General features: G+C 62.8%; 18 protein-coding genes and 1 pseudogene. 8 read left to right on the forward strand and 11 right to left on the reverse strand.

Annotated features, from left to right (window positions below):
- Positions 1-29 precede the first annotated feature (29 nt).
- From ACJO2E_RS07700 to ACJO2E_RS07720, 5 genes are all read right to left on the reverse strand, one after another.
- Positions 30-680, reverse strand: a complete 651-nt coding sequence (locus ACJO2E_RS07700; protein WP_406963300.1) for a multidrug transporter — start codon at positions 678-680, stop codon at positions 30-32.
- Between the two features lie 3 nt (positions 681-683).
- The gene (locus ACJO2E_RS07705; protein ID WP_406963301.1) at positions 684-2,393 is read right to left on the reverse strand and encodes a FimL-related protein; all 1,710 of its coding nucleotides are present in this window, start codon (positions 2,391-2,393) and stop codon (positions 684-686) included.
- Positions 2,394-2,737: 344 nt separating this feature from the next.
- On the reverse strand, positions 2,738-3,439 hold the full coding sequence (gene dnaQ, locus ACJO2E_RS07710; RefSeq protein WP_406963302.1) for a DNA polymerase III subunit epsilon: 702 nt from the start codon (positions 3,437-3,439) through the stop codon (positions 2,738-2,740).
- 8 nt (positions 3,440-3,447) lie between these two features.
- Positions 3,448-3,900, reverse strand: a complete 453-nt coding sequence (gene rnhA / locus ACJO2E_RS07715; protein WP_406963303.1) for a ribonuclease HI — start codon at positions 3,898-3,900, stop codon at positions 3,448-3,450.
- Positions 3,900-4,748, reverse strand: coding sequence for a methyltransferase domain-containing protein (locus ACJO2E_RS07720; RefSeq protein ID WP_406963304.1), 849 nt, complete (start codon positions 4,746-4,748; stop codon positions 3,900-3,902). Before ACJO2E_RS07720 ends, rnhA begins: the two co-directional genes overlap by 1 nt.
- 122 nt (positions 4,749-4,870) lie before the next feature.
- Here ACJO2E_RS07720 and gloB point away from each other — a divergent pair, with 122 nt between their 5' ends.
- From gloB to ACJO2E_RS07755, 7 genes are all read left to right on the forward strand, one after another.
- Positions 4,871-5,665, forward strand: coding sequence for a hydroxyacylglutathione hydrolase (gene gloB, locus ACJO2E_RS07725; RefSeq protein WP_406963305.1), 795 nt, complete (start codon positions 4,871-4,873; stop codon positions 5,663-5,665).
- A 210-nt stretch (positions 5,666-5,875) separates the two neighbouring features.
- On the forward strand, positions 5,876-7,588 hold the full coding sequence (locus ACJO2E_RS07730; protein ID WP_406963306.1) for a lytic transglycosylase: 1,713 nt from the start codon (positions 5,876-5,878) through the stop codon (positions 7,586-7,588).
- Positions 7,589-7,672: 84 nt separating this feature from the next.
- The gene (locus ACJO2E_RS07735; protein ID WP_406963307.1) at positions 7,673-9,511 is read left to right on the forward strand and encodes an extracellular solute-binding protein; all 1,839 of its coding nucleotides are present in this window, start codon (positions 7,673-7,675) and stop codon (positions 9,509-9,511) included.
- A 51-nt stretch (positions 9,512-9,562) separates the two neighbouring features.
- A complete protein-coding gene (locus ACJO2E_RS07740) occupies positions 9,563-10,639 on the forward strand; it encodes a microcin C ABC transporter permease YejB (RefSeq protein WP_406963308.1) in 1,077 nt (358 codons plus the stop codon).
- Positions 10,640-10,645: 6 nt separating this feature from the next.
- A complete protein-coding gene (locus ACJO2E_RS07745; protein WP_406963589.1) occupies positions 10,646-11,665 on the forward strand; it encodes an ABC transporter permease in 1,020 nt (339 codons plus the stop codon).
- Position 11,666: 1 nt separating this feature from the next.
- Positions 11,667-13,298, forward strand: coding sequence for an ABC transporter ATP-binding protein (locus ACJO2E_RS07750; protein WP_406963309.1), 1,632 nt, complete (start codon positions 11,667-11,669; stop codon positions 13,296-13,298).
- A gap of 57 nt (positions 13,299-13,355) precedes the next feature.
- A complete protein-coding gene (locus ACJO2E_RS07755) occupies positions 13,356-14,147 on the forward strand; it encodes an enoyl-ACP reductase FabI (protein ID WP_406963310.1) in 792 nt (263 codons plus the stop codon).
- Between the two features lie 89 nt (positions 14,148-14,236).
- Here the strand turns inward: ACJO2E_RS07755 and ACJO2E_RS07760 are convergent, their stop codons facing one another.
- Both ACJO2E_RS07760 and ACJO2E_RS07765 read right to left on the reverse strand, forming a co-directional pair.
- A complete protein-coding gene (locus ACJO2E_RS07760) occupies positions 14,237-14,641 on the reverse strand; it encodes a PilZ domain-containing protein (RefSeq protein ID WP_406963311.1) in 405 nt (134 codons plus the stop codon).
- Positions 14,642-14,673: 32 nt separating this feature from the next.
- Complete coding sequence (locus ACJO2E_RS07765) at positions 14,674-16,467, reverse strand: DUF1631 family protein (protein WP_406963312.1); 1,794 nt, start codon at positions 16,465-16,467, stop codon at positions 14,674-14,676.
- A 244-nt stretch (positions 16,468-16,711) separates the two neighbouring features.
- On the opposite strand from ACJO2E_RS07765, the gene ACJO2E_RS07770 reads away from it, so the two are divergent.
- The gene (locus ACJO2E_RS07770) at positions 16,712-17,785 is read left to right on the forward strand and encodes a 3-deoxy-7-phosphoheptulonate synthase (protein WP_406963313.1); all 1,074 of its coding nucleotides are present in this window, start codon (positions 16,712-16,714) and stop codon (positions 17,783-17,785) included.
- Between the two features lie 71 nt (positions 17,786-17,856).
- On the opposite strand, the pseudogene cobA reads toward ACJO2E_RS07770, so the two are convergent.
- The 4 genes and pseudogenes from cobA to lolA all read right to left on the reverse strand — a co-directional run.
- Positions 17,857-18,618, reverse strand: a pseudogene (gene cobA, locus ACJO2E_RS07775) (uroporphyrinogen-III C-methyltransferase); the annotation flags it as partial.
- A gap of 143 nt (positions 18,619-18,761) precedes the next feature.
- On the reverse strand, positions 18,762-20,036 hold the full coding sequence (gene serS, locus ACJO2E_RS07780) for a serine--tRNA ligase (RefSeq protein ID WP_406963314.1): 1,275 nt from the start codon (positions 20,034-20,036) through the stop codon (positions 18,762-18,764).
- A 156-nt stretch (positions 20,037-20,192) separates the two neighbouring features.
- Complete coding sequence (locus ACJO2E_RS07785) at positions 20,193-21,542, reverse strand: replication-associated recombination protein A (protein ID WP_406963315.1); 1,350 nt, start codon at positions 21,540-21,542, stop codon at positions 20,193-20,195.
- Positions 21,542-22,180: an outer membrane lipoprotein periplasmic chaperone LolA gene (gene lolA / locus ACJO2E_RS07790; RefSeq protein ID WP_406963316.1), complete on the reverse strand. Its 639-nt coding sequence runs from the start codon at positions 22,178-22,180 to the stop codon at positions 21,542-21,544. The genes ACJO2E_RS07785 and lolA overlap by 1 nt, the downstream gene beginning before the upstream one ends.

The raw sequence follows: 22,180 nt of genomic DNA on the forward strand, positions 1-22,180 counted from the left end.
TGCCCTTTTCTTTTACTATCCTGCCTGAACTATTCTTCGTCCCAGAACCGCACCGCCGACCTGGCCTCTTCGTTCACCGGCACCGTCACCAGCCCGCTGGACGAAAGCCGGACATCGTACAGGGCGCCATCCCGGAACGGCATATAGGTGGCACTACCGTAGATCCCCTCCATGAAAGGCAGGTTCCAGGCCTGGTCCATCTCCCACAGGTCCGGCCAGCCCTGTTCGCCGACTGCCTCAACCGTGCGCGCATCATTGCGTTCCTGCTCCAGGGAATGGTAGCGCCCACTGATCCGCTCCAGACGATAGCCGGGGGAGACGCCAAGCCAGCCGAACGGCCCGCCAAAACGGATGATGCGGGCATCGAGCTGCCACTCATCACCGCTGAGGGTCCAGTTCTCCGCCGGCTCCCCGGGCTGGTCCAGCCGGACCCGCCAGGTCTGGTCACCAATCGCCTCGATACGGAGCGAGCCAATGGTCTCCATATGGGAGAGCGCCTGGTAGTGGCGCAACTGCATGGCCACGGCAATGCCGTAGAGACCGCCGCCCACCAGCACAATGACGAACATGCCCTTGATCCACCCCAGCAGCCACCGGGGCCGCAGGAAGAACGCCAGTCCCATGAGCACCAGAATGCCGCCAAGACCGGCCAGTACCAGCATCGCCATCGGATAGGACATTGATTACAGTCCCCCGTCGTCCAGGGAGGACTCCGCCAGCTTCAGGAGATCCGGATTGCGGTTGTCACGGGTGCCGATGGTCTCGATGTAGTACTCCAGGGACGTCAGGGCATCGGCCAGGGACTCCAGCACGGCGCTGCCCGGCGGTTCCTTCACGTCCAGCAACCGCTCCTGGATGGACCTGGCCACCCGTTCCATCACATCCGCCGCGTCCGGGTCGCCGGTCATCAGCAGACCGCCCCAGATACTGTGCAGGGTATGGGGCAGGTTCGCCAGGTGAAGCTTGTCGTAGTCGGATTCCACAAACGCGGTGATGGCACGCTTGGCGAGGGTCAGCGCACTGCGGGCCTCGTCCCCCACCACAATGCTGGCCTCCCGCAGGTAGAGGGACTCCTCGCGGGCATCCGGACGGGCCATGGCCAGGGCATCAGTCTCGGAGGTAATGCCTCGCGATACCATTTGCTGCACCGCATTCTCGATACCCAGCACGGCATCCGCCAGGGAATAGAGTTCATCCTCGGCCGGCAGCGATCCGGCATGCTCCCAGGTGCGCAGCCTTTCGGCCTCGCCCTGGGCGATCTCCCCAAGCTGGCTGAGGTCGAGCATGTTCAGGGTGTTGGACAGCCGGTTGAGGGAATCGGCAATGGTGGACAGCTCGCTCAGGTCCGGTTCGATACCACGCTCGATAATATCAAGGCGGTCCTTGAGCTGGTTGAGTTCGTCCTGCAGGGCCTCGGACAGGGACTTGAGCACATCCGCCCCGGGGCCATACAGCCTTTTGCGGTGGGCCTCCATCATGGATTCAGGATAGTCCGATGGTGCCAGGTTCCAGGCGGACAGTATGCGCTGTACCTCCTGGTTACCGGAACCGCTCCGATAGAGCAGGTAGACCATTTCGCGGATAATGGATTCGTCCAGGGTCCGCCGTGCCGCCGTGCGGCCCACATAGACCATGTCACGGCTGTACTTCTCGACACGCATCAACAAACGCTTGCGAGCCTTATTGAACCCCATGGCGCGGTCGGTCATGGTATCCGCCACCACCATCAGCAGGCACCAGAGCTGCTTCAACTGCCCTTCCCCGCACAGGCGCGCAAATCCCCGTGAAGCCCTGGAAAGAAGCTTCTTGCTGACCACCTCATTACGCTCCCGGATCACGCCGATCAATGCCACCTGGAACATCAGTCGCATCCGCCGGGCGTAGGTCTCGAACTCGTCGTCCGAAAGGTCCAGGGGCTCGGTGGAGGTGCCGGTGCAGAAATCCGGGCGCTTCTCGGTGTCCAGCTCAAAGAAGTGGGATTCCGGGTGTGGCTGCTCACCCCGCGCCACCCGCAGTTCGTTGATGATAGGCAGCAACAGTTCCGGGTGGTCCTCCCGCTGCTGGTGGTAGTACTCTACATAACGGCGGAGGATAAAAAGCGAGCTGTTGAGGGTGGTGAGGAGGATGTTCTTGTCGTCACTGGCACCAACGGGCACATCGTTGGCCACAGTGACCGCCTCCTTGCACAGGAGGGTACCGCCGCGCAGCTCCACCAGCACGAAGATACCCCGGAGCTGGTTCAGGTAATCCACACAGTTCTGCAGGTCTTCACCGCTTTCGCGGTTCTCCTGGAAGCGCTCTAGGCTGGTTTCCGCATTGCGGATGGTCTGCTCTATCTCTTTCTTGACCAGATCGAACGACTGTGACTTCGTCGCTAGTGACGACTGAATCATAAACTGACGCTTCCTGTCTCAGCATGGCCTGCGCAGGTACCGTTTCACTTCTTCAGGTACCTCCTGCACAGGCCTGGCCTGAACAGGGGTCTCCCGACGGTCGCGGGTCAGGCCCGCCCCGGATTCAACCGGTACTGCCTGGCCGGGCACCACACGACCTTTCTGGTACAGCGCAGGAGTTTCGCGGGTTACCCGGGCAAATCGCCGTAATACAAGGACTGTCCATTACTTATAACACAAAAGTTAGCCCGCTCAAGCGAGTGCGGCTATCACTTTCAAGAACTCCTAAACAGTTCTCAGTTCTGTCGCATATCCCTACGAAACCCTTTTCATCACCCTGCCATTCATGTTGACGACCGCCAGAGAACTTCTCCGGCCGCCTTTTCCACCGTATCAAGGAAAGCTTCGTGGGCGGCCAGTTCGTCATCGCTGGCCCGCACTACGGCCAGGGGCGGTCGGTCTGCCGGCAGTCTCCGGATCGACTGGACACCTTCATCGCCGTCGCTACCGGCATCCAGCGACAGCGCCGTCTGGCCGCCGGTAAGCAGCAGGAAGACATCCGCCAGGATCTCGGCATCCAGCAGGGCGCCGTGAAGTTCCCGGTTACTGTTGTCAACGCCATAGCGCTTACATAGCGCATCCAGGTTGTTCTTCTGACCCGGGTGCTTACGGCGGGCGATGGCCAGGGTGTCCAGCACGCCGCAGTGGTCCGCCACCTTGCGCACCGGCTTGAGCCGCGCGAATTCGGCGTCCATGAAGCCCACGTCGAAGGCCGCGTTGTGGATGACCAGCTCCGCGCCCTTGATGAACTCAAAGAATTCCTCGGCAATCTCGGCAAACCGGGGCTTGTCCGCCAGGAACTCGTTGGTGATCCCGTGCACCGAGATAGCTTCCTCTTCCACCTCCCGGTCCGGGTTGATATAGACATGGTAATGGCGACCGGTCAGCTGCCGCTCCATCACCTCCACACAGCCGATCTCGATGATGCGGTGACCTTCCGCCGGATCGATGCCGGTGGTTTCCGTATCCAGGACGATCTGTCTCATGCTCGTTACTACTCCACTTTGGCGCGATCAAGCTGTTCAATGCCCAGGTTGGCCAGGGCGTCTGCCCGCTCGTTCCCCGGCACACCGGAATGCCCCCGAACCCAGTGCCACCGGATGTCGTGGCGGGCCACTTCCTCATCCAGGGCGCGCCACAGGTCCTCATTCTTCACCGGCTTGCGGGCAGCCGTTTTCCAGCCATTCTTCTTCCAGCCGGTCATCCACTCGGTGATGCCCTTGCGCACGTACTGGGAATCGGTATACAGATCCACCTTGCAGGAGCGCTTCAGGGCACGGAGCCCCTCGATGGCGGCCATCAACTCCATGCGGTTATTGGTGGTTTCCCGCTCACCTCCCGACAGTTCCCGGGTGTGACCACCATAGCTCAACAGTGCGCCCCACCCCCCGCGGCCGGGGTTGCCCTTGCAGGCGCCATCGGTATACAGCGTTACTCGTTCGCTCATCAAAGATTCCGGATTGCGTGTCCCTCGGCATCATGCCGCGCCCTGCCCTGGGCGCGACCCTGTCGTGAAACGCCGAGTGTACCGGGACTGGGCAGCGGAATCACCTTACCGGGCCGCCATGCCCGACGCCGGGCAATGGGAGCACAGACGTGCTTGGTAGCCAGCACGCAGTAGTAGGCGCCCAACGGCAACATTCCCTGATTACCCACGTACTCCAGCAGACTGGGCCGCTCTATCAGCGAATCGCTCTGCACAGGCAGACGAAAGAAATAGCTGCCGGATCGCTCCACCGTGCATTCCAGCAGATTCAGCCAGTCCTCCATCCTCGACCGCAGCAGGAAGCGCCCACCCCAGGGCCCCCGGCGACGCTGGCTGAGCAGACGCCGGACGCCCCAGGAACTGATCGGATTGAAACCCAGCAGCAGCAACTGCCCGCCACCTCGCAGCACCCGGGTCGACTCGCGCAGGACCTGGTGGGGCCATGCCGAGAAGTCCGCCGTGTGGTGCAGGATCACCAGGTCCACCGACCCCGAAGGAAACGGCAGCTCGTCGGGATCGCAGACCACCACCCCGTCGGGCAGGTCCTTGCGCCAGTAGGGGGTGGCGATAATGTGCTGGGTGTAATCAGTATCCGTTGCCAGGGGCAGGCGATGGCTGAGGGCAACATGAAGCTGGCGCGCGCCGCCCAGTTCCGCCACGTGGGTGTTCACGCAGGCATGCTGGTCCGCCAGCAGGGCCTGGCCCAGGGAAGACTGGAACCAGGCCTCCAGGCTGCGGTGAGAGGCCCGGTAATCGGGCTGTTGACGGCGCCGGCGACGGATTAACCGCTGCCACTCCAAGCCACGCATGTTTGCCATCCGTTACCCCGTCGGTGATGAGGGTTGCTCTTGGGCACGCGCAACCCGATGCTTTATCATAGCAGTGACACTCCACCGCCCGAAATGAGGCCACCACCTGAAATGAGGCGTCCATGCTGACCATTACACCGATTCCGGCATTCTCAGACAATTATATCTGGTGCCTGGCAGACACGGATTCCGGCAAGGCGCTGGTCGTCGATCCGGGACAGGCATCGCCGGTGGTGGACCACCTGGAGCGTCACCGGCTCACCCTGGACACCATCCTGGTGACCCATCACCACCCGGACCACACCGGGGGTATCGCACAACTGCGTGAGCAACTGGACCCGCAACGGATCGTTGCGCCGGCCGGCTCCCCGTACACCGGCGGAACGGATACGGTCCACCCCGGCGACGAGGTGGTCTGGCAGAGCCTTACCTTCCAGGTAATGGCCACGCCTGGCCACACCCTCGACCATATCGCCTATTTCTGCGATACGCCGGTGGCCGGCCATCCGGTCCTGTTCTGCGGCGACACCCTGTTTGCCTGCGGCTGCGGCCGCCTGTTCGAGGGCACGCCGGGACAGATGGTGGAATCCCTGGCCGGCCTGCGCGGCCTGCCGGATGACACCCACGTTTTCTGCGCCCATGAGTACACCCTTGCCAATCTGCGCTTCGCCCGCAGCTGGCTGCCGGATGATCCTGCCCTGTCCGCCTTCGAGGATCACTGCCGGGCACTGCGCGATGAAGACCGCCCCACCGTGCCGGTGGTGCTTGGTGACGAGAAGCAGCGCAACCCGTTCCTGCGCTGGGACGACCCGGCGGTCATCCGCGTCGCCGAACGTTATGGCCGCGAGCACAATCTTGTAACAGATAGTGACAGCGGCGTGTTTGCGGCAGTGCGTCACGGCAAGGATCATTTCTGATTCGCTACACTGCTCCCATCCAGCTGTCTTTTACCGATTCAGCCACTGATGCCGGGCCCATCATGGGGGCCGGCGTTGCGAACCCGTAACGCGACCGTGATTGACCCGCATACGGGGGTTACATAAAATCGCGAACGTTTTACGAACCCGTTGACCCGCTCGGCAGCCAGGGAAAAGGCTGGAATCCGTCCGAGCTCTGGAATGTCCGATATGATGGCAAAACGTACCACCACACTGACCCTCCTCACCTTTTTCCTGGCCGGTTGCACCTCCAATTCGGCCTGGTACGGCAAGGAGGATGATACCGTCCTCGACTCCCACCAGCAGACCGTTGCCGCCGGCGACGATGCCCTGAAGCGCTCTGTCGAGGACCAGACAAAAGACGGCACCACCGAACTGGACGAGTCCATAGAGCCCTCCCTCAAGGAAACCGCCGAAAAGGCCCGGGACCGGCTTGATTCCGGTGAAGTGGCGGACGGCGAGGTGGCCGAGGAGGACCGGGACCTCTGGATGCGGATTCGCGCTGGTTTCGCCATGGACCACGACCAGGGCGACGAGCGCATGCAACAACAACTGGACTGGTACCAGAAGCACCCGGCCTACGTGAAGCGTGTGGTGGAACGGGGGCGTCGCTACCTCTACTACATTGTCGAGGAAATCGAACACCGCGGGCTGCCCATGGAGTACGCCCTGCTGCCGGTGGTGGAAAGCGCGTTCGATCCGTTTGCCTATTCCCACGGTCGGGCGTCCGGCCTGTGGCAGTTCATTCCGGGCACGGGTCGCCACTTCGGGCTGGACCAGAGCTGGTGGCACGATGACCGTCGTGATGTCCTCGCATCCACCAATGCCGCCCTGACCTACCTGGATCAACTGGCCCAGCGTTTCGACGGCGACCCGACCCTGGCACTGGCGGCCTATAACAGTGGTGGCGGCACGGTATCCAGCGCCATCCGCCGCAACAACCGCAAGGGTGAGCCCACGGACTACTGGTCCCTGGACCTGCCCCGGGAAACCCGCCATTACGTCCCCAAGCTGATCGCCCTGGCCAAGATCTTCGACGACCCCGAGGCCTACGGCATTGAACTGCCCCCCCTTGAGGATGAGCCCTACTTCGAGGTGGTGGAGACCGGCGGTCAGATCGACCTGGCCCACGCGGCGGAACTGGCCGGTGTGGACGTGGACGAGATCTACCTGCTGAACCCATCGTTCAACCGCTGGGCCACTCGCCCGGATGGCCCCCACCGCCTTCTGGTGCCGGTAGCCAGTGCCGACCGTTTCCGCCAGGGCATTGCCGCGCTCGATCCGGACTCACGGGTATCCTGGGACCACTACCAGGTCCGCTCCGGCGACAACCTTGGCGCCATCTCCCGCCGCCATGGCACAACGGTGGCGGTGTTGCGTGAGGTGAACAACCTCAACAGCGACATCATCCGCGTTGGCCAGCAACTACTGATCCCTTCCGCCCGGGCCGGCAAAGACACCTACAGCCACAGCGAAAGCCAGCGCATCGCCCGTAAACAGGCACAGGGTGGCCGCAACAACGACGGCCAGCGGGTGGAGTACAAGGTAACCCGGGGGGACACCTTCTGGGATATCGCCCGGGAGCACGGCGTCAGCGTGCGGCAGGTGGCCGCCTGGAATGGCATGGCACCGGGAGACCCGCTGGTGCCTGGCCGCAAGCTGGTGATCTGGTCCAAGAATGCCGATGCGGCATCCGCCACCCAGGTGGCCAGTAACAACCGTTCCGGCATGGTACGCAAAGTGGGGTATCGGGTTCGCCGGGGCGACTCCCTGTCGACCATTGCCAACCGATTCGCGGTTAATGTCAGCGACATCGCCGCCTGGAACGATCTGAACACCTCCCGTTATCTGCAACCCGGTCAGAGTCTGGTACTCTACGTGGACGTGCGGAACAGCCCTTGATTTTTCCGGTCAAAGGGAGCCTCTGAACAATTCCAGTGGGCGGCTTCGGTCGCCCAGGCAACAATAACGGGTATAAGAATGTCTATGGCCAGACCAAGGATATCTCGGTTCTCTTCCCTATTTGCACTGACAGGCGCCCTCTTCCTGTCCACCACCCTCTCAGCCGACGACAACACCACTCAGAACATCGAAGCAACGGTTGAACCCGTACATGCCCTGGCAATGCATGGCGAGCCGGCCTACGGACCGGATTTCCCTCACTTTGACTACGTCAACCCCGAAGCCCCGAAGGGCGGGCGCCTTCGACTGGCGGTGCGCTCCAACGGCTATGACACCTTCAACCCCTTTATCGTGCGCGGCATCTACGCCGCAGGCATCCGCACCTACCTCTATGACACCCTGCTGGCATCCTCTGCCGATGAACCCTTCTCAGCCTACGGCCTGATCGCGGAATCCATCGAGACACCGGAAGACCGCAGCTATGTTATCTACAACCTGCGCCCAGAGGCCCGGTTCCACGATGGCCACCCGATCACGGCAGACGATGTGGCCTTCACCTTCAATCTGCTGATGGAAGAGGGTCACCCGGGTATCAAGAACTACTACGCCGAGGTGGAGGAAGTAACCGTCCTCTCGGAACAACGGGTACGATTCGACTTCGGGGAAACCAGCAACCGGGAACTTCCCCTGATCCTCGGGCAGATGGAAATCCTGCCCCAGCACTACTGGCAGGACCGGGAATTTGGTAAACAGGGCCTGACCCCACCCCTGGGCAGCGGCCCATACCGTATCGGGGAGTTTGAGGCCGGCCGCTTTGTCACCTACGAGCGGGCCAAGGACTACTGGGCCGCCGACCTGCCGGTGCGCCAGGGGCGCTTCAACTTCGATCTGATCCGCATTGATTACTATACCGACGAGACGGTCATCCTGGAGGCCTTCAAGGCCGGTGAATACGACTACCGCATGGAGACGTCTGCCAAGAACTGGGCCACCGCCTACAGTGGCGACCGCTTCGCCAGCGGCCAGATCATCACCGAGGCCATTGAGCACCAGCGTCCCGCCGGCATGCAGGCTTTTGTCTTCAACACCCGCCGCGACAAGTTCTCGGACCCCCGGGTGCGGGAGGCCATCGGCTATGCCTTTGACTTCGACTGGGCCAACCGCAACCTGTTCCATGACCAGTACGAGCGCAGCACCAGTTTCTTCGAGAACAGCGAACTGGCATCGTCCGGGCTGCCCGAGGGGCGCGAGCTGGAGATCCTCGAACGCTACCGGGATCAATTGCCGGACGACGTATTCACGGAACGCTACGCGCCCCCCTCCACAGAGGGCGACCGCACCCTGAGGGACAACCTTAGGAAGGCCATGGCCCTGCTCCAGGAGGCAGGCTACCAGATTCGCGGCGGCACCATGGTCCACCGGGAAACCGGGGAGCCCCTCTCGTTCGAGTTCCTATTGCACCAGAAGGCCTTTGAGCGGATCGTGCTGCCGTTCAAGAACAACCTGGAGCGCCTGGGCATGGAGGTGGATGTGAGGCTGGTGGATACCAATCAATACGTGGAACGGGTCCAGAGTTTCGATTTCGACATCGTCACCATGAGGATTCCGCAATCCGACTCTCCCGGCAATGAGCAGTGGAACTACTGGCATTCCTCGGTGGCGGATGTGAAGGGTTCCGGCAACTACGCGGGCATCCAGGACCCGGTGGTGGATGAACTGGTGAAGCTGGTGATCCAGGCGCCGGACCGGGAATCCCTGGTCACCCGCACCCATGCTCTGGACCGGGTACTCCTCCATGGGCACTACGTGGTGCCCCAGTGGTACCTTGCCGTAGACCGGATAGCCTATTGGTCGTTCCTGGAGCGCCCCTCCACCACTCCCAAGAACGGGGTGGACGTCGACAACTGGTGGTATGGCAACTGATTCCATGCCTGATTCCACCTACATGCCTGACCACCGGAGCTGACAGTTACCATGGGCAGCTATATTCTCCGGCGTCTTGCACTGATTATCCCGACCCTGTTCGGGATCCTGCTGCTCAATTTCATCATCGTCCAGGCCGCACCCGGCGGCCCGGTTGAGCAGCTTATCGCCGAGATGCAGGGCCACGGCGGCAGTGCGCTGACCCGCGCCAGCGGCGGTGGCGGCGGCGAGATATCCGCGGGTGGTGACAGTCGCAGCTCCCGGGGCATCCATCCGGAACTGCTGGAAGAGATCGAGGCCATGTACGGTTTCGACAAGCCCGCCCACGAGCGTTTTTTCCAGATGGTGGCTGACTACGCCCGCTTCGATTTCGGGGATTCCTTCTACCGGGACCGAACCGTGGTCGAGCTTATTGTCGACAAGCTGCCCGTGTCCATTTCCCTGGGCCTGTGGTCGACACTGGTGATCTACCTGGTCTCGATCCCACTGGGCATCCGCAAGGCCGTCCACGACGGCACCCGCTTCGATGTGTGGACCAGCTCCGTGATCGTGGTGGGCTACGCCATCCCGGGCTTCCTGTTCGCCATCCTGCTGATCGTCCTGTTTGCCGGCGGCAGCTATTTCGACATCTTTCCCCTCAGCGGGCTGACCTCTCCCAACTTCAACGAACTGTCCTGGCCGGAGAAAATCCAGGACTACTTCTGGCACCTGGTGCTCCCGGTTACGGCCAACGTCATCGGCGGCTTTGCCACCCTGACCATGCTCACCAAGAATTCCTTCCTGGATGAGATCGGCAAGCATTATGTGGTGACCGCCAGGGCCAAGGGTCTGAACCAGCGTCAGGTGCTCTATGGCCACGTCTTCCGCAACGCCATGCTGATTGTCATCGCCAGCATGCCCGGTGTGCTGGTGTCGCTGTTCTTTACCGGCTCACTGCTGATCGAGGTAATCTTCTCCCTGGATGGTCTGGGCCTGCTGGGCTTTGAGGCGGCCCTGAACCGTGACTACCCGGTGATATTCGGCACCCTGTACATCTTCACGTTGATGGGGCTGATTCTGAAACTGATCAGCGACCTCACCTACGTGGCGGTGGATCCCCGCATCGATTTCGAAAGCAGGGAGGGCTAGGTAATGATGACGTTGTCACCCATACAGCGCCGCCGTTTCGAGAACTTCCGCCGCAATCGACGGGGCTACTGGTCGTTGTGGCTGTTCCTCATCCTGTTCGCCGTGTCCCTGTGCGCCGAGCTCATCGCCAATGACAAACCGCTGCTGGTGTCCTATGAGGGTGAGCTGTACCTGCCAATGATCGAGAAGATCCCCGAGGAAACCTTCGGCGGCTTCCTGCCCACGGAAACCGACTACCGGGACGACTTTATCCTCGAGGAAATCAACAGCAAGGGCTGGATATTGTGGCCTCCCATCCGATTCAGCTACGACACCGTGAACTACAACCTGGATCAGCCCTCGCCGGCACCGCCGTCCGCCGACAACTGGCTGGGCACCGATGACCAGGCCCGGGATGTCGCCGCCCGGGTGATCTACGGGTTCCGTATTTCTGTCCTGTTCGGTCTGATCCTCACCATCCTGAGTTGTATCGTTGGTGTTGCCGTGGGCGCCCTGCAGGGTTATTACGGCGGCAAGGTGGACCTGTTGGGCCAGCGCTTCGTGGAGATCTGGTCGGGGTTACCGGTCCTGTTTGTGCTGATCATCCTGTCGGCCTTTATCAAACCCAATTTCTGGTGGCTGTTGGGCATCATGCTGCTGTTCAGCTGGATTGCCCTGGTGGACGTGGTGCGCGCGGAGTTCCTGCGGGCCCGTAACCTGGAGTACGTCAAGGCCGCCCGGGCCCTGGGGCTCGGGAATCGTAAGATCATGTTCCGGCACATCCTGCCCAATGCCATGGTGGCCACTCTCACCTTCCTGCCGTTCATCCTGACCAGCGCCATTACCATGCTGACCTCCCTGGACTTCCTGGGCTTTGGCCTGCCTCCAGGCTCCCCGTCCCTGGGCGAGCTGATTTCCCAGGGCAAGGAGAACCTGCATGCCCCCTGGCTGGGTATCTCCGCCTTCGTCAGCCTGGCCCTGATGCTGACCCTGCTGGTATTCGTGGGCGAAGCGGTGCGCGATGCCTTTGATCCGAGGAAGAACTGATATGGCCAGCGTGCTGGAATTCGACAACCTCACCCTCAGGTTCGGTGACAACGAACCCGCCGTCCGGGGCCTGACCTTCCAGGTGCGGGAGGGCGAGATCCTGGCCCTGGTGGGGGAAAGCGGCTCCGGCAAGTCCGTGTCGGCGTTGTCGGCGCTGGGGCTGTTGGACGAACGCCTGGTGAACTACCCTGAGGGCGCCATCCGCTATCGGGGAGAAGATCTGCTCAGCGCCGGTGAACGGCGACTGCGGCAGGTCCGTGGTCGCTCCATCAGCATGATCTTCCAGGAACCCATGACCTCCCTGAACCCGCTGCATACCGTGGAAAAGCAGGTGGCCGAGGTACTTGCCATACACCGCGGGCTCCGGGGTCCACAGGCACGTAAGCGGGTGCTGGAACTGCTGGAACTGGTGGGCATCCCGCAACCGGAGGACCGGCTGGACAGCTACCCGCACCAGCTCTCCGGCGGCCAGAAACAACGGGTGATGATCGCCATGGCCCTGGCCAACGATCCCGACCTGCTGATCGCCGATGAGCCCACCACCGCACTGGATGTCACGGTACAGAAACAGGTGCTGGAACTGCTTCAGTCACTGCAGGCAAAGCTGGGCATGGCAGTCCTGCTGATCACCCATGACCTGACCATCGTACGCCACTACGCCCAGCGGGTGGTGGTGATGGAGAACGGGCTCAAGGTGGAGGAAGGCGACACCGATCAGGTCTTCAAAAGCCCGTCACATCCGTACACCCGCAAACTGCTGGACTCGGAGCCCCCGGAGCAACCCCGGCCCATGGATGACAGCCAGGATGAATTGCTCCGGGTGGAAGGCCTGAACGTCCGCTTCCCGGTGGGCAGGTCCCTGTTCGGCAAGCCCCGCCGATGGCTCCACGCGGTCCAGGACGTCAGTTTCACCCTGCGCCGGGGGGAAACCCTGGGCATTGTCGGTGAGAGCGGCAGCGGCAAGACCACCATCGGCCATACCCTGCTGAAGCTGACCAGCGGCCAGGGGCGGGTGTTCTTCCTTGGCGACCGTATCGACCACCTCAACCAGAAGGGTTTCCGGCCCTGGCGACGGCGAATGCAGCTGGTCTTCCAGGACCCCTTTGGCAGCCTGAGCCCACGAATGTCGGTGGGCGACATCGTCGGGGAAGGCCTCGGCATCCACAGCGACGCCAGCCCGGAGGAGCAGAAGCAGCAGGTAATCCGGGCGTTGCTGGACGTGGGACTGGATCCGGATGCCCGCCACCGGTACCCCCACGAATTCTCCGGGGGGCAGCGACAACGCATCGCCATTGCCCGGGCCCTGGTGCTGCAACCGGACGTGATCGTGCTGGACGAGCCCACATCGGCTCTGGACCGTACGGTCCAGAAACAGGTCATTGAATTACTGCAGGAATTGCAGTCCCGTTACGGGCTAAGCTATCTTTTCATCAGTCACGACCTGGCCGTGGTCCGGGCGCTGAGTCACCAGTTGCTGGTCTTGCGCTCCGGCCAGGTAGTCGAAAGCGGACCAGCAGAGACCATATTCCGGAACCCGGAATCCGAGTACACCCGGGAACTTCTGGCGGCCGCACTGTTTTACCGACCGCCGTCCAATGGGTCGGAGGCAGACCTACGACCAATGGACCGTTAGGCAGGGCCACCTCCTTCAGGGATAATGCCCCCAAAATTCATCATAGGGAGAACACACATGGGAATCCTCAGCGGTAAACGCGCACTGATTGTTGGCGTTGCCAGCAAACATTCCATTGCCTACGGCATTGCCGAGGCCTTTCATGAGCAAGGCGCCGAACTGGCCTTTACCTATCAGAACGACAAGCTGAAATCCCGCGTGGTGGGTTTCGCAGAAAACTGGGGCAGCCAGCTCACGTTCCCCTGCGATGTCGCCAGCGACGAGGAGATCGACAATGTCTTCACGGAACTGAAAAAACACTGGGACAGCATCGACATCATCGTCCATGCGGTAGGTTTCGCCCCGGGCCATGAACTGGACGGCAACTATGTGGACGTTACCACCCGGGAAGGTTTCCGGATTGCCCACGACATCAGTTCCTACAGCTTCGTGGCCCTGGCCAAGGGTGCCCGTCAGCAGGGCCTGCTGAACGAGCACAGTTCCCTGATGACCCTGTCCTACCTGGGGTCCGAGAAGGTCCTGCCGAACTACAACGTCATGGGTCTGGCCAAGGCCTCCCTGGAAGCCAGCGTGCGCTACATGGCGGTATCGCTGGGTGGTGACGGGGTTCGGGTCAACGCCATCTCCGCCGGCCCCATCAAGACCCTGGCCGCGTCCGGCATCAAGGCGTTCCGACGCATGCTCAACGAGAACGCCGGTCGCGCGCCCCTCAAGCGTAACGTCACCCAGAAGGAAGTGGGCAACGCTGCGGCCTTCCTGGGGTCCGATCTGGCCAGCGGCGTTACCGGCGAAGTCATGTACGTGGATTGTGGCTTCAATATTACCGGTATGGGCACCCTGGAAGAGTGATCTGTTCCGGCCGGGGGTGACCCTCACCCCCTGGTGTGCCGTTGGGTCAACTCGCTGATCTACTGCGAGTTGGCCAAACGGCACACCACCTATTCTCCTTCCATGGCCCGGGCCACGGCATCCATCCAGGCCAGGTAATCACTGTTTCCGGTTTCCAGGATCTTCAGCCCGGACTGCCAGCGACCATCGTCCACCGGGCGGCACCAGACCACCTCCACCGTCAGTGAACAGGCCTCATCGGTACCGTGCAGGCGGATGCCTGCGGGCAACAACGCCCCCGGGGTCAGCGGTTCTCGGGTGATTACCTTCAGTCCGCCCGGAGACACGTCCGAACTTTCCGCCGGGGCGACCCGCGCCTGCCCAGCTTCGCCGGGCTCCGGCGATTCCAGCTCCAGGGCGACGCTGGCGCGTCCCACCAGCCGGAACTCATCCCGCTGTTCCCGGTCCGGGTCCAGCTCATCACTGCCAAATGCGTAGGGGTCGTTATTGTTCATTGTTCTGCCACTTTCATCAGGGGACCACGGGGCTAGCGGCCGACACGAATACGGCCCACCACCCGGCTGAGGGTTTCGTCGAACTCGGCGGTCGCCCCCAGTATGCGGGCGGTACTGGCCAGCAACCGCTCCACCAGGGTATCGGTGGTCAGCTCCGTGCGATTGAGCCCAAGACGGTCAACAAAGACCAGTTTGCGACTGGCGTTGATCCGCACCGCCAGTTTCAGGCGTTGTTCGTCTTCGGCATCAGGTTGCTTCCGGAGGGCGATCCAGCCTCCCAGGTTGAGACGATCCACTTCCGCCACCGCCTGCTCCAGGGCCGCCGCACGGGCGGCTTCGAGCCTGGCGACCTCTTCCTCCTCCGCCTGTTCCCGGGCCAGTCGTTCCTGTTTCTCAGCCTCCGCCTGGCGGGCCGCCTCGGCCTGCGCCTTTTGCCTGGCTTCAGCCTCTTTCTTCTGCCTGAGCTGCTCCGCCCGCTCCCGGGCCTTGCGGGCCGCTTCCTGGCGCTGGCCACGCTGGGATGAGAGCACCCGGTCCAGGGCCGATACGGTATCGCCCAGCACATCGCCAAACCGGGTCAGCGGCGGTAGCGGACGCATACGACCCTCATCCAGGGACTGACGGAATTCATGCCAGGGTGTCAGCCCCAGCCGTACACCATAGCCATTGCTCCAGAGCACTTCCCCCGTCTCTTCCAGATAAGCCAGGAAGAAACGGCGCTGTTCCCGGGCACCGCTGCCTTCCACGAACCAGCTTCCGCAGTATTGCTCCAGGGTCCCGGCGGACACCTCCGGCAGATCAATCCAGGTCGGATCATGGTCCAGGCGGGCCAGCCTTTCCCGGGTGGATTCCGCCTCGGGATCGCCTCCCCGCAGGCGGTCCACCAACACCGCTTCCACCGCAGACAGGGGCCCACGGGGTGGGGTTTCCCGTCGGACCCGCTGCCAGACCTCGGTAATCCGGTCGGATAGCTGTTCGCCCACCTGGTACAGGCGGTCCATGTTCTGGCCGGAGAGCTGTGGATCACCGGCCCATACCATCCACTCCAGCAGGCGTGTGCCGTGGCGCCAGTTCTCCCCCTCAACACCCTCCTGCCAGGCCACCTGTCGCAGTAGCGGCAGCCAGTGATCGATCAGGAAGTCCTGTGTTGCCACCGGCAGTTGCCGGCCGTCCAGCGCCCGTCCGGTCACGGCCCTGGCCACCTGGTCCGCCCGGCGCTGGCGCGCAGCCCCGGTTTCCGTTTCCATCAGTCGCTGGTGCAGGCGGCTGGAGTGCTGGTGCCGACGGTCAGCATCCCGCTGCCACTTGTCACAGAAGGCCTCGAATGGCGCCAGGTCATTATTCCCGAAGCACTGGTCCAGCACCGCCACCAACCGGTCAAGCTGATCCAGCAGTGCACGGGACGACCGCCCCCCGGAATCGCTCCACCCGCGCCAGTCCGCGAAGCTGTCCAGCCACTCCACCAGCAGGCCGGTGAACACCGGATGCTCTTCCGCCACCAGCCGCCAGGCCAGGGGGTAACGCAGGCGGGCTAGACGGGCGACCAGCACCGGATGCAATCCGGACGAACGCAGGAACACGTCCATGATACGGTCGGCCAGGTAGGCACCGTTGACCTGCTGCACAGACCAGGGGCCTTCCAGGTTCTGCAGTACCTCCGACACCCGCTGGTCGGTCTGCAGGGTCCAGTGCTCCCGCAGGAGCCCGGACCAGTCCTGGAAGCGCTCCGGCTGTCCGACAGGGTACGGCAGGTCCGGTACCCGGATCTCGCGGATAACACCGAGGATCTGTTCGGACAGGGAATCGGTAAGAGAGGAATCGGGCATGTTGACCATTTGGCTTCAGACATCAGCCCCATCGGGCACCTGATTATCCCGTTTGGGGACACCTGCCACATTGCAGCACGCCAGTCTCCTCAGGTCCAGCCCGCAACGCCCGGAATGCGGCCCTGCTCCGTTGCATTGACCTGTCAAATGGCGCAGTATATCGGTCCATCAAAATAACCACCAAAGCCCCTGCGCATCAGCGTCCGGAGGGTTTTGACGAGAGAACATCAGGAAGCACAACAGTATGTCCGGCAAGCAACTCGAGAACCTCAACGTGGCCAGTCAGGAGCCGCTGATCACACCGGAAGCCCTCAAACGGGAAATGCCCCTGACGGAGAAGGCCGCGACCACCGTCACCGAAGGGCGCCAGACCATCTATGACATCCTAGATGGCAAGGACCATCGGCTCTTCGTGGTGGTCGGGCCCTGCTCCGTCCACGATGTGGAAGCGGCCCGGGATTACGCCCGGCGCCTGAAGGCACTGGCGGATGAACTGAGTGACACCCTCTACATCGTGATGCGGGTCTATTTCGAAAAACCCCGTACCACCGTCGGCTGGAAGGGGTTGATCAACGACCCGCACCTGAACGACTCCTTCGACATCGAGCAGGGTCTGCACATGGGCCGTCGCCTGCTGCTGGATATCGCGGAACTGGGGCTGCCCACCGCTACTGAGGCGCTGGACCCCATCTCGCCCCAGTACCTGCAGGACAGTATCTCCTGGTCCGCCATCGGCGCCCGCACCACCGAATCCCAGACCCACCGTGAAATGAGCAGTGGCCTGTCCATGGCCATCGGCTTCAAGAACGGTACCGACGGCAGCCTGGATGTGGCCATCAACGCCATGAAGTCAGTGTCCCACCCCCACTCCTTCCTGGGCATCGATCAGCAGGGCCAGGTGGCCATTGTCCGTACACGGGGCAACCAGTATGGCCACGCGGTACTGCGTGGTGGCGGCGGCAAGCCCAACTACGATTCGGTAAGTGTGGCCTTGTGCGAGCAGGCCCTGGAGAAGGCCGGCCTGCGCAAGTCCATCATGGTGGATTGCAGCCACGCCAACTCCAACAAGGATCCGGCCATCCAGCCGCTGGTCATGCAGGATGTGGCCCACCAGATCCTGGAAGGTAACCGGTCGATCCAGAGCCTGATGGTGGAGAGCAACATCAACTGGGGCAACCAGTCAATTCCGGACAACCTGGACGACCTGAAGTACGGTGTCTCGGTGACCGATGCCTGCATCGACTGGGAAACCACCGAGAAGGCCCTGCGGGATATGCGCAACAAACTCAAGGATGTGCTGCCCGGTCGCCTGAGCTGAACTCCCTGAGACGGACGGACCGGCCTGGGAGTCTGCGCGGTAGAAATCGCGCAGACTCCTACCTGGTCCGTTCAGTCCTGCCCCGTCTCGCCGACCTGTACGGCGGCTATCCAGTCCAGTTTTCCCCTGAGCCCCACCACTTCGCCGATGATCACCAGCGTCGGGGCCTGCACCGCACTCTGCCGCACCTTGTCCACGATATCCTCCAGGGTCCCGCTCACCACTTCCTGCTCCGGCGTCGTTCCCCGGGACACCAGGGCCACCGGCATAGATGGTGACATGCCATGGGCGGTGAGCTCGCGCACGATAATGGGCAACCCCACCAGCCCCATGTAGAACACCAGGGTCTGGTTGGTCTGGACAAAGTCGGTCCACGGCAGGTCACAGGTGTCATTCTTCAGGTGACCGGTGACAAAGCGCACGGACTGGGCGTAGTCCCGGTGGGTCAGCGGAATACCAGCGTAGGCGGCACAACCGGAGGCCGCCGTGATACCGGGAACCACCTGGAAGCGGACGCCGGCTTCCGCCAGGGTTTCGATCTCTTCACCACCCCGACCGAAGATAAAGGGGTCGCCGCCCTTCAGGCGCACCACCCGACGGCCTTCCCGGGCCAGGTCCACCAGCTTCTGGTTGATCTGGTCCTGGGGAAGCGTGTGATCGGCGCGCTTCTTGCCCACATGCACCAGCTCAGTGCCCTCGGGGATCAACTCCATGATGGGCTGAGACACCAGCCGATCGTAGAGCACGATGTCCGCCTGCTGCAGGATCCGCCAGGCTTTCAGGGTCAGCAGTTCCGGGTCTCCGGGACCGGCGCCGACCAGGAACACCTCGCCTTCCGAAGAATTGGGGTTCCGCGTGACCGGGTTCACCCGGTAGCGGGACGGGAGCCGAACCCCCGAACCGCCCTTTAATGGTGCGTCCACGGATCGGGGTGCACCACCCTGTTCCGGGCGAACGTCCGTCTTTTCCTTTCCTGTCATTGAATCCTGTCCAGACCTCTCATATAGGGGCGCAGCGCTTCCGGCACCTCGATGCTGCCGTCCGCCTGCTGGTAGTTCTCCATCACCGCAATCAGGGTGCGGCCAACGGCGAGCCCTGAGCCGTTCAGGGTATGGACGGGCTCGGGCTTACCGGTTTCCGGGTTACGCCACCGGGCATGCATGCGGCGTGCCTGGAAGTCCCGGGTGTTGGAGCAGGAGGAAATCTCACGGTACTTGCCCTGCCCCGGCAACCAGACCTCCAGGTCATAGGTGCGCGCGGCGGCGAAGCCGATGTCGCCACCGCACAGTTCCACCACCCGGTACGGCAGGTCGAGGAGCTGCAGGATCTTTTCCGCATTGCCGGTGAGTTCCTCCAGCGCCGCCTCGGATTCCCCGGGGCGCACGATATGGATCAGCTCCACCTTGTCGAACTGGTGCTGCCGGATCATGCCCCGGGTATCACGACCGTAGGAGCCTGCCTCACTGCGGAAGCACGGCGTATGGGCGACAAACTTCAGCGGCAGGCTGGCGTCGTCCAGAATGCTGTCTCCCACCAGGTTGGTCACCGGCACCTCGGCGGTGGGGATCAGGTACAGGGGCTGTTCGCCGTCAATACGGAACAGGTCCTCCTCGAACTTCGGCAACTGACCGGTTCCGTACAGGGTATCCTTGTTCACCAGATAAGGAACATAGGTTTCCTCGTAACCATGCTCCAGGGTGTGCTGATCCAGCATGAACTGGGTCAGCGCCCGGTGCAGGCGGGCAATGCCGCCCCGCATGGCCACGAACCGGCTGTGGGCCAGACGGGTGCCGGCCTCGAAATCCATGCCGCCCAGGGCCTCGCCCAGACTGACATGGTCCTTCACCTCGAAATCGAAGGAACGGGGCGTGCCCCATTGGCGCACCTCTACATTCTCGTCCTCGCTCTCCCCCTCCGGCACGGTGTCGTCCGGCACGTTCGGGATGCCGTCCAGGAAAGCGGCCAGGGTTTCCTGGACAGCGCGGAGTTCATCCTCCGCTTCCGCCTTCTGACGCTTCAGGTCTTCCACTTCCTCCAGCAGGGGCTGGATATCCTCACCCGCGGCCTTGGCCTTGCCGATGGACTTGGACCGGCGGTTCTGCTCGCTCTGGAGGGTTTCGGTCCGCACCTGGATGGATCGACGCTTCTCTTCCAGCTCGTTGAACTGGTCGCGATCAAAGGTAAAGTGCTTGACCGCCAGGCGGCGGGCAATGTCGTCGGTTTCAGCGCGGACACGTTTCGGGTCGAGCATGGCAATCCCTGTTTGACTGGGTGTGATTGATAGCAATAGCGGGAGATTATAACCGTTCGCCGTGTCCCCCGTTAAGGTATGACAGGCAATTGCGGAAGGGGTATGGGAAGAAGGGGCGGATCCACCGGATACAGGCGACCCGTGGGTGACCCCGTGTCAGGACTTGCCGGACGGATAACGCTGCCGCTGGCTGGCGCTGTTCATGGTATCCAGGCGCTGGCGCTTCTCCCCGAGTTTGATCTCCAGCCCCCGGGGCACCGGCTCGTAATAACGGCGTTGGTGGATCTCCTCGGGCAGGTAGGCTTCACCGGCGGCAAAGGCCTCGGGTTCGTCATGAGCGTAACGGTATTCCTCACCATAGCCCAGGTCCTTCATCAGCGAGGTGGGAGCGTTGCGGATGTGGACGGGCACCTGGTAATCCGGGTCCTGGCGGATATCGGCCATACACTGGTTGTAGGCGCTGTAGACCGCATTGCTCTTGGGAGCCAGGGCCATGTAAGTAACCGCCTGGGCCATGGCCAGTTCACCTTCAGGGGAACCCAGGCGCTCCTGCACCTCCCAGGCGTCGAGGCACATGCGCAGGGCCCGGGGGTCGGCGTTGCCGATATCCTCGGAGGCGATCCTGACCAGCCGGCGTGCCACATAGAGCGGATCGGCGCCACCATCCAGCATGCGGCACATCCAGTACAGGGAGCCGTCCGGGTCCGACCCCCGCACCGCCTTATGGAGGGCGGAGATCTGGTCGTAGAACACGTCGCCGCCCTTGTCGAAGCGGCGCAGGCTGCTCTGAAGGACCTGCTCCAGCACCGCCTCGGTGATCTCCGGGCGGCCATCGGCACCCGGTTCCGCCAGGTCGGAGGCCACCTCCAGCACGTTCAGGGCCCGGCGGGCATCACCACTGCCGGCAGCGGCCATCATTGCCAGCACCGGATCACTGACGGTGACCCGGTCCGCCAGGCCCTCCTCGGCGTGCAGGGCCCGTTTCAGCAGCCCGATCAGGTCCGGCTCCTCGATATTCTTGAGCACGTACACCCGGGTGCGGGACAGCAGGGCACTGTTGAGTTCAAACGACGGGTTCTCGGTGGTGGCCCCCACAAAGATGAAGGTGCCATCCTCGATGTGGGGCAGGAAAGCATCCTGCTGGCTCTTGTTGAAGCGGTGCACCTCGTCCACGAACAGCAGGGTGTCCCGCCCTTCCGCCTGCTTGCGGCTGCGGGCCCGCTCCACGGCGGCGCGGATATCCTTGACCCCGGACAGCACCGCCGACAGGGTTTCGTACCCCATATCGCCGACACTGGCCAGCAGGCGGGCGAAGGTGGTCTTGCCCACGCCGGGCGGCCCCCACAGGATCATCGAGTGGAGCTGCCCCTGCTCCACCGCCTGGCGCAGCGGTTTGCCGGGCCCCACCAGGTGGGCCTGGCCCACGTACTCATCCAGGTTGCGGGGCCGCATGCGTGCCGCCAGCGGCTCGAACCCGCGCTGGTCCCCGAACAGGCTGTCCTGCATTACTGCATACCCTGGATCACATCCACCGACTCCGGGTAGTCCAGCTTGAACGCCATGTCCGGCACCGGCTGGTTGATACGGATGTTACCGAACTCGAGCTCCGTACGCTGGCCCAGGGAGTCCTCCAGACGCATGGCCTGAAGCTCATCGTCGTAGAACGTCAGTGTCAGCGACAGGAACAGCGAATCCTCGCTGCGGGGCACCAGGGTATATTCCCGGGTGTGGTCGCCGTAGCGGGCCTCAGTGATCTCGTAGGTTTCCGCCAGGCCGTCGGTCTCGCCACTGAGCAGCAGGGCCGGGGTGGTACTGACCTGCTCATCCAGGTCCTGGATGGTGACCTGTTCCAGGTCCGGGTCGTACAGCTCAACGGTCTCGCCGTTGCTGACAATGAACTGGTTGGTGGGAGGCTCGGTTTCCCAGTAGAACAGCCCCGGCCGCTTGGCCTTGAGGGTGCCGCTGGTTTCCTGGATCACCCGGCCCTGGTCATCCGCCACGGTCTGGGTGAAGCCGGCCTGGAAGGTGGCATAGCTGCTCAGGGTGTCGGCCAGGCGTTTGGCGGCCTGCTCCTGCGCCCAGGTGAACGAGGAGAACAGCACCAGTGCTGCCGCGGCCAGAATTGTTCGACCCGCTTTGATCAT

This window comes from Marinobacter shunpengi, assembly GCF_045449695.1.
Taxonomy (GTDB): Bacteria; Pseudomonadota; Gammaproteobacteria; order Pseudomonadales; family Oleiphilaceae; genus Marinobacter.

What these genes read in the sequence shown, in the direction of transcription:
- ACJO2E_RS07700 (WP_406963300.1), bottom strand. Translation starts at nt 680, where the DNA reads ATGTCCTATCCGATGGCGATGCTGGTACTGGCCGGTCTTGGCGGCATT.
- ACJO2E_RS07705 (WP_406963301.1), bottom strand. Translation starts at nt 2,393, where the DNA reads ATGATTCAGTCGTCACTAGCGACGAAGTCACAGTCGTTCGATCTGGTC.
- dnaQ (WP_406963302.1), bottom strand. Translation starts at nt 3,439, where the DNA reads ATGAGACAGATCGTCCTGGATACGGAAACCACCGGCATCGATCCGGCG.
- rnhA (WP_406963303.1), bottom strand. Translation starts at nt 3,900, where the DNA reads ATGAGCGAACGAGTAACGCTGTATACCGATGGCGCCTGCAAGGGCAAC.
- ACJO2E_RS07720 (WP_406963304.1), bottom strand. Translation starts at nt 4,748, where the DNA reads ATGCGTGGCTTGGAGTGGCAGCGGTTAATCCGTCGCCGGCGCCGTCAA.
- gloB (WP_406963305.1), top strand. Translation starts at nt 4,871, where the DNA reads ATGCTGACCATTACACCGATTCCGGCATTCTCAGACAATTATATCTGG.
- ACJO2E_RS07730 (WP_406963306.1), top strand. Translation starts at nt 5,876, where the DNA reads ATGATGGCAAAACGTACCACCACACTGACCCTCCTCACCTTTTTCCTG.
- ACJO2E_RS07735 (WP_406963307.1), top strand. Translation starts at nt 7,673, where the DNA reads ATGGCCAGACCAAGGATATCTCGGTTCTCTTCCCTATTTGCACTGACA.
- ACJO2E_RS07740 (WP_406963308.1), top strand. Translation starts at nt 9,563, where the DNA reads ATGGGCAGCTATATTCTCCGGCGTCTTGCACTGATTATCCCGACCCTG.
- ACJO2E_RS07745 (WP_406963589.1), top strand. Translation starts at nt 10,646, where the DNA reads ATGACGTTGTCACCCATACAGCGCCGCCGTTTCGAGAACTTCCGCCGC.
- ACJO2E_RS07750 (WP_406963309.1), top strand. Translation starts at nt 11,667, where the DNA reads ATGGCCAGCGTGCTGGAATTCGACAACCTCACCCTCAGGTTCGGTGAC.
- ACJO2E_RS07755 (WP_406963310.1), top strand. Translation starts at nt 13,356, where the DNA reads ATGGGAATCCTCAGCGGTAAACGCGCACTGATTGTTGGCGTTGCCAGC.
- ACJO2E_RS07760 (WP_406963311.1), bottom strand. Translation starts at nt 14,641, where the DNA reads ATGAACAATAACGACCCCTACGCATTTGGCAGTGATGAGCTGGACCCG.
- ACJO2E_RS07765 (WP_406963312.1), bottom strand. Translation starts at nt 16,467, where the DNA reads ATGCCCGATTCCTCTCTTACCGATTCCCTGTCCGAACAGATCCTCGGT.
- ACJO2E_RS07770 (WP_406963313.1), top strand. Translation starts at nt 16,712, where the DNA reads ATGTCCGGCAAGCAACTCGAGAACCTCAACGTGGCCAGTCAGGAGCCG.
- serS (WP_406963314.1), bottom strand. Translation starts at nt 20,036, where the DNA reads ATGCTCGACCCGAAACGTGTCCGCGCTGAAACCGACGACATTGCCCGC.
- ACJO2E_RS07785 (WP_406963315.1), bottom strand. Translation starts at nt 21,542, where the DNA reads ATGCAGGACAGCCTGTTCGGGGACCAGCGCGGGTTCGAGCCGCTGGCG.
- lolA (WP_406963316.1), bottom strand. Translation starts at nt 22,180, where the DNA reads ATGATCAAAGCGGGTCGAACAATTCTGGCCGCGGCAGCACTGGTGCTG.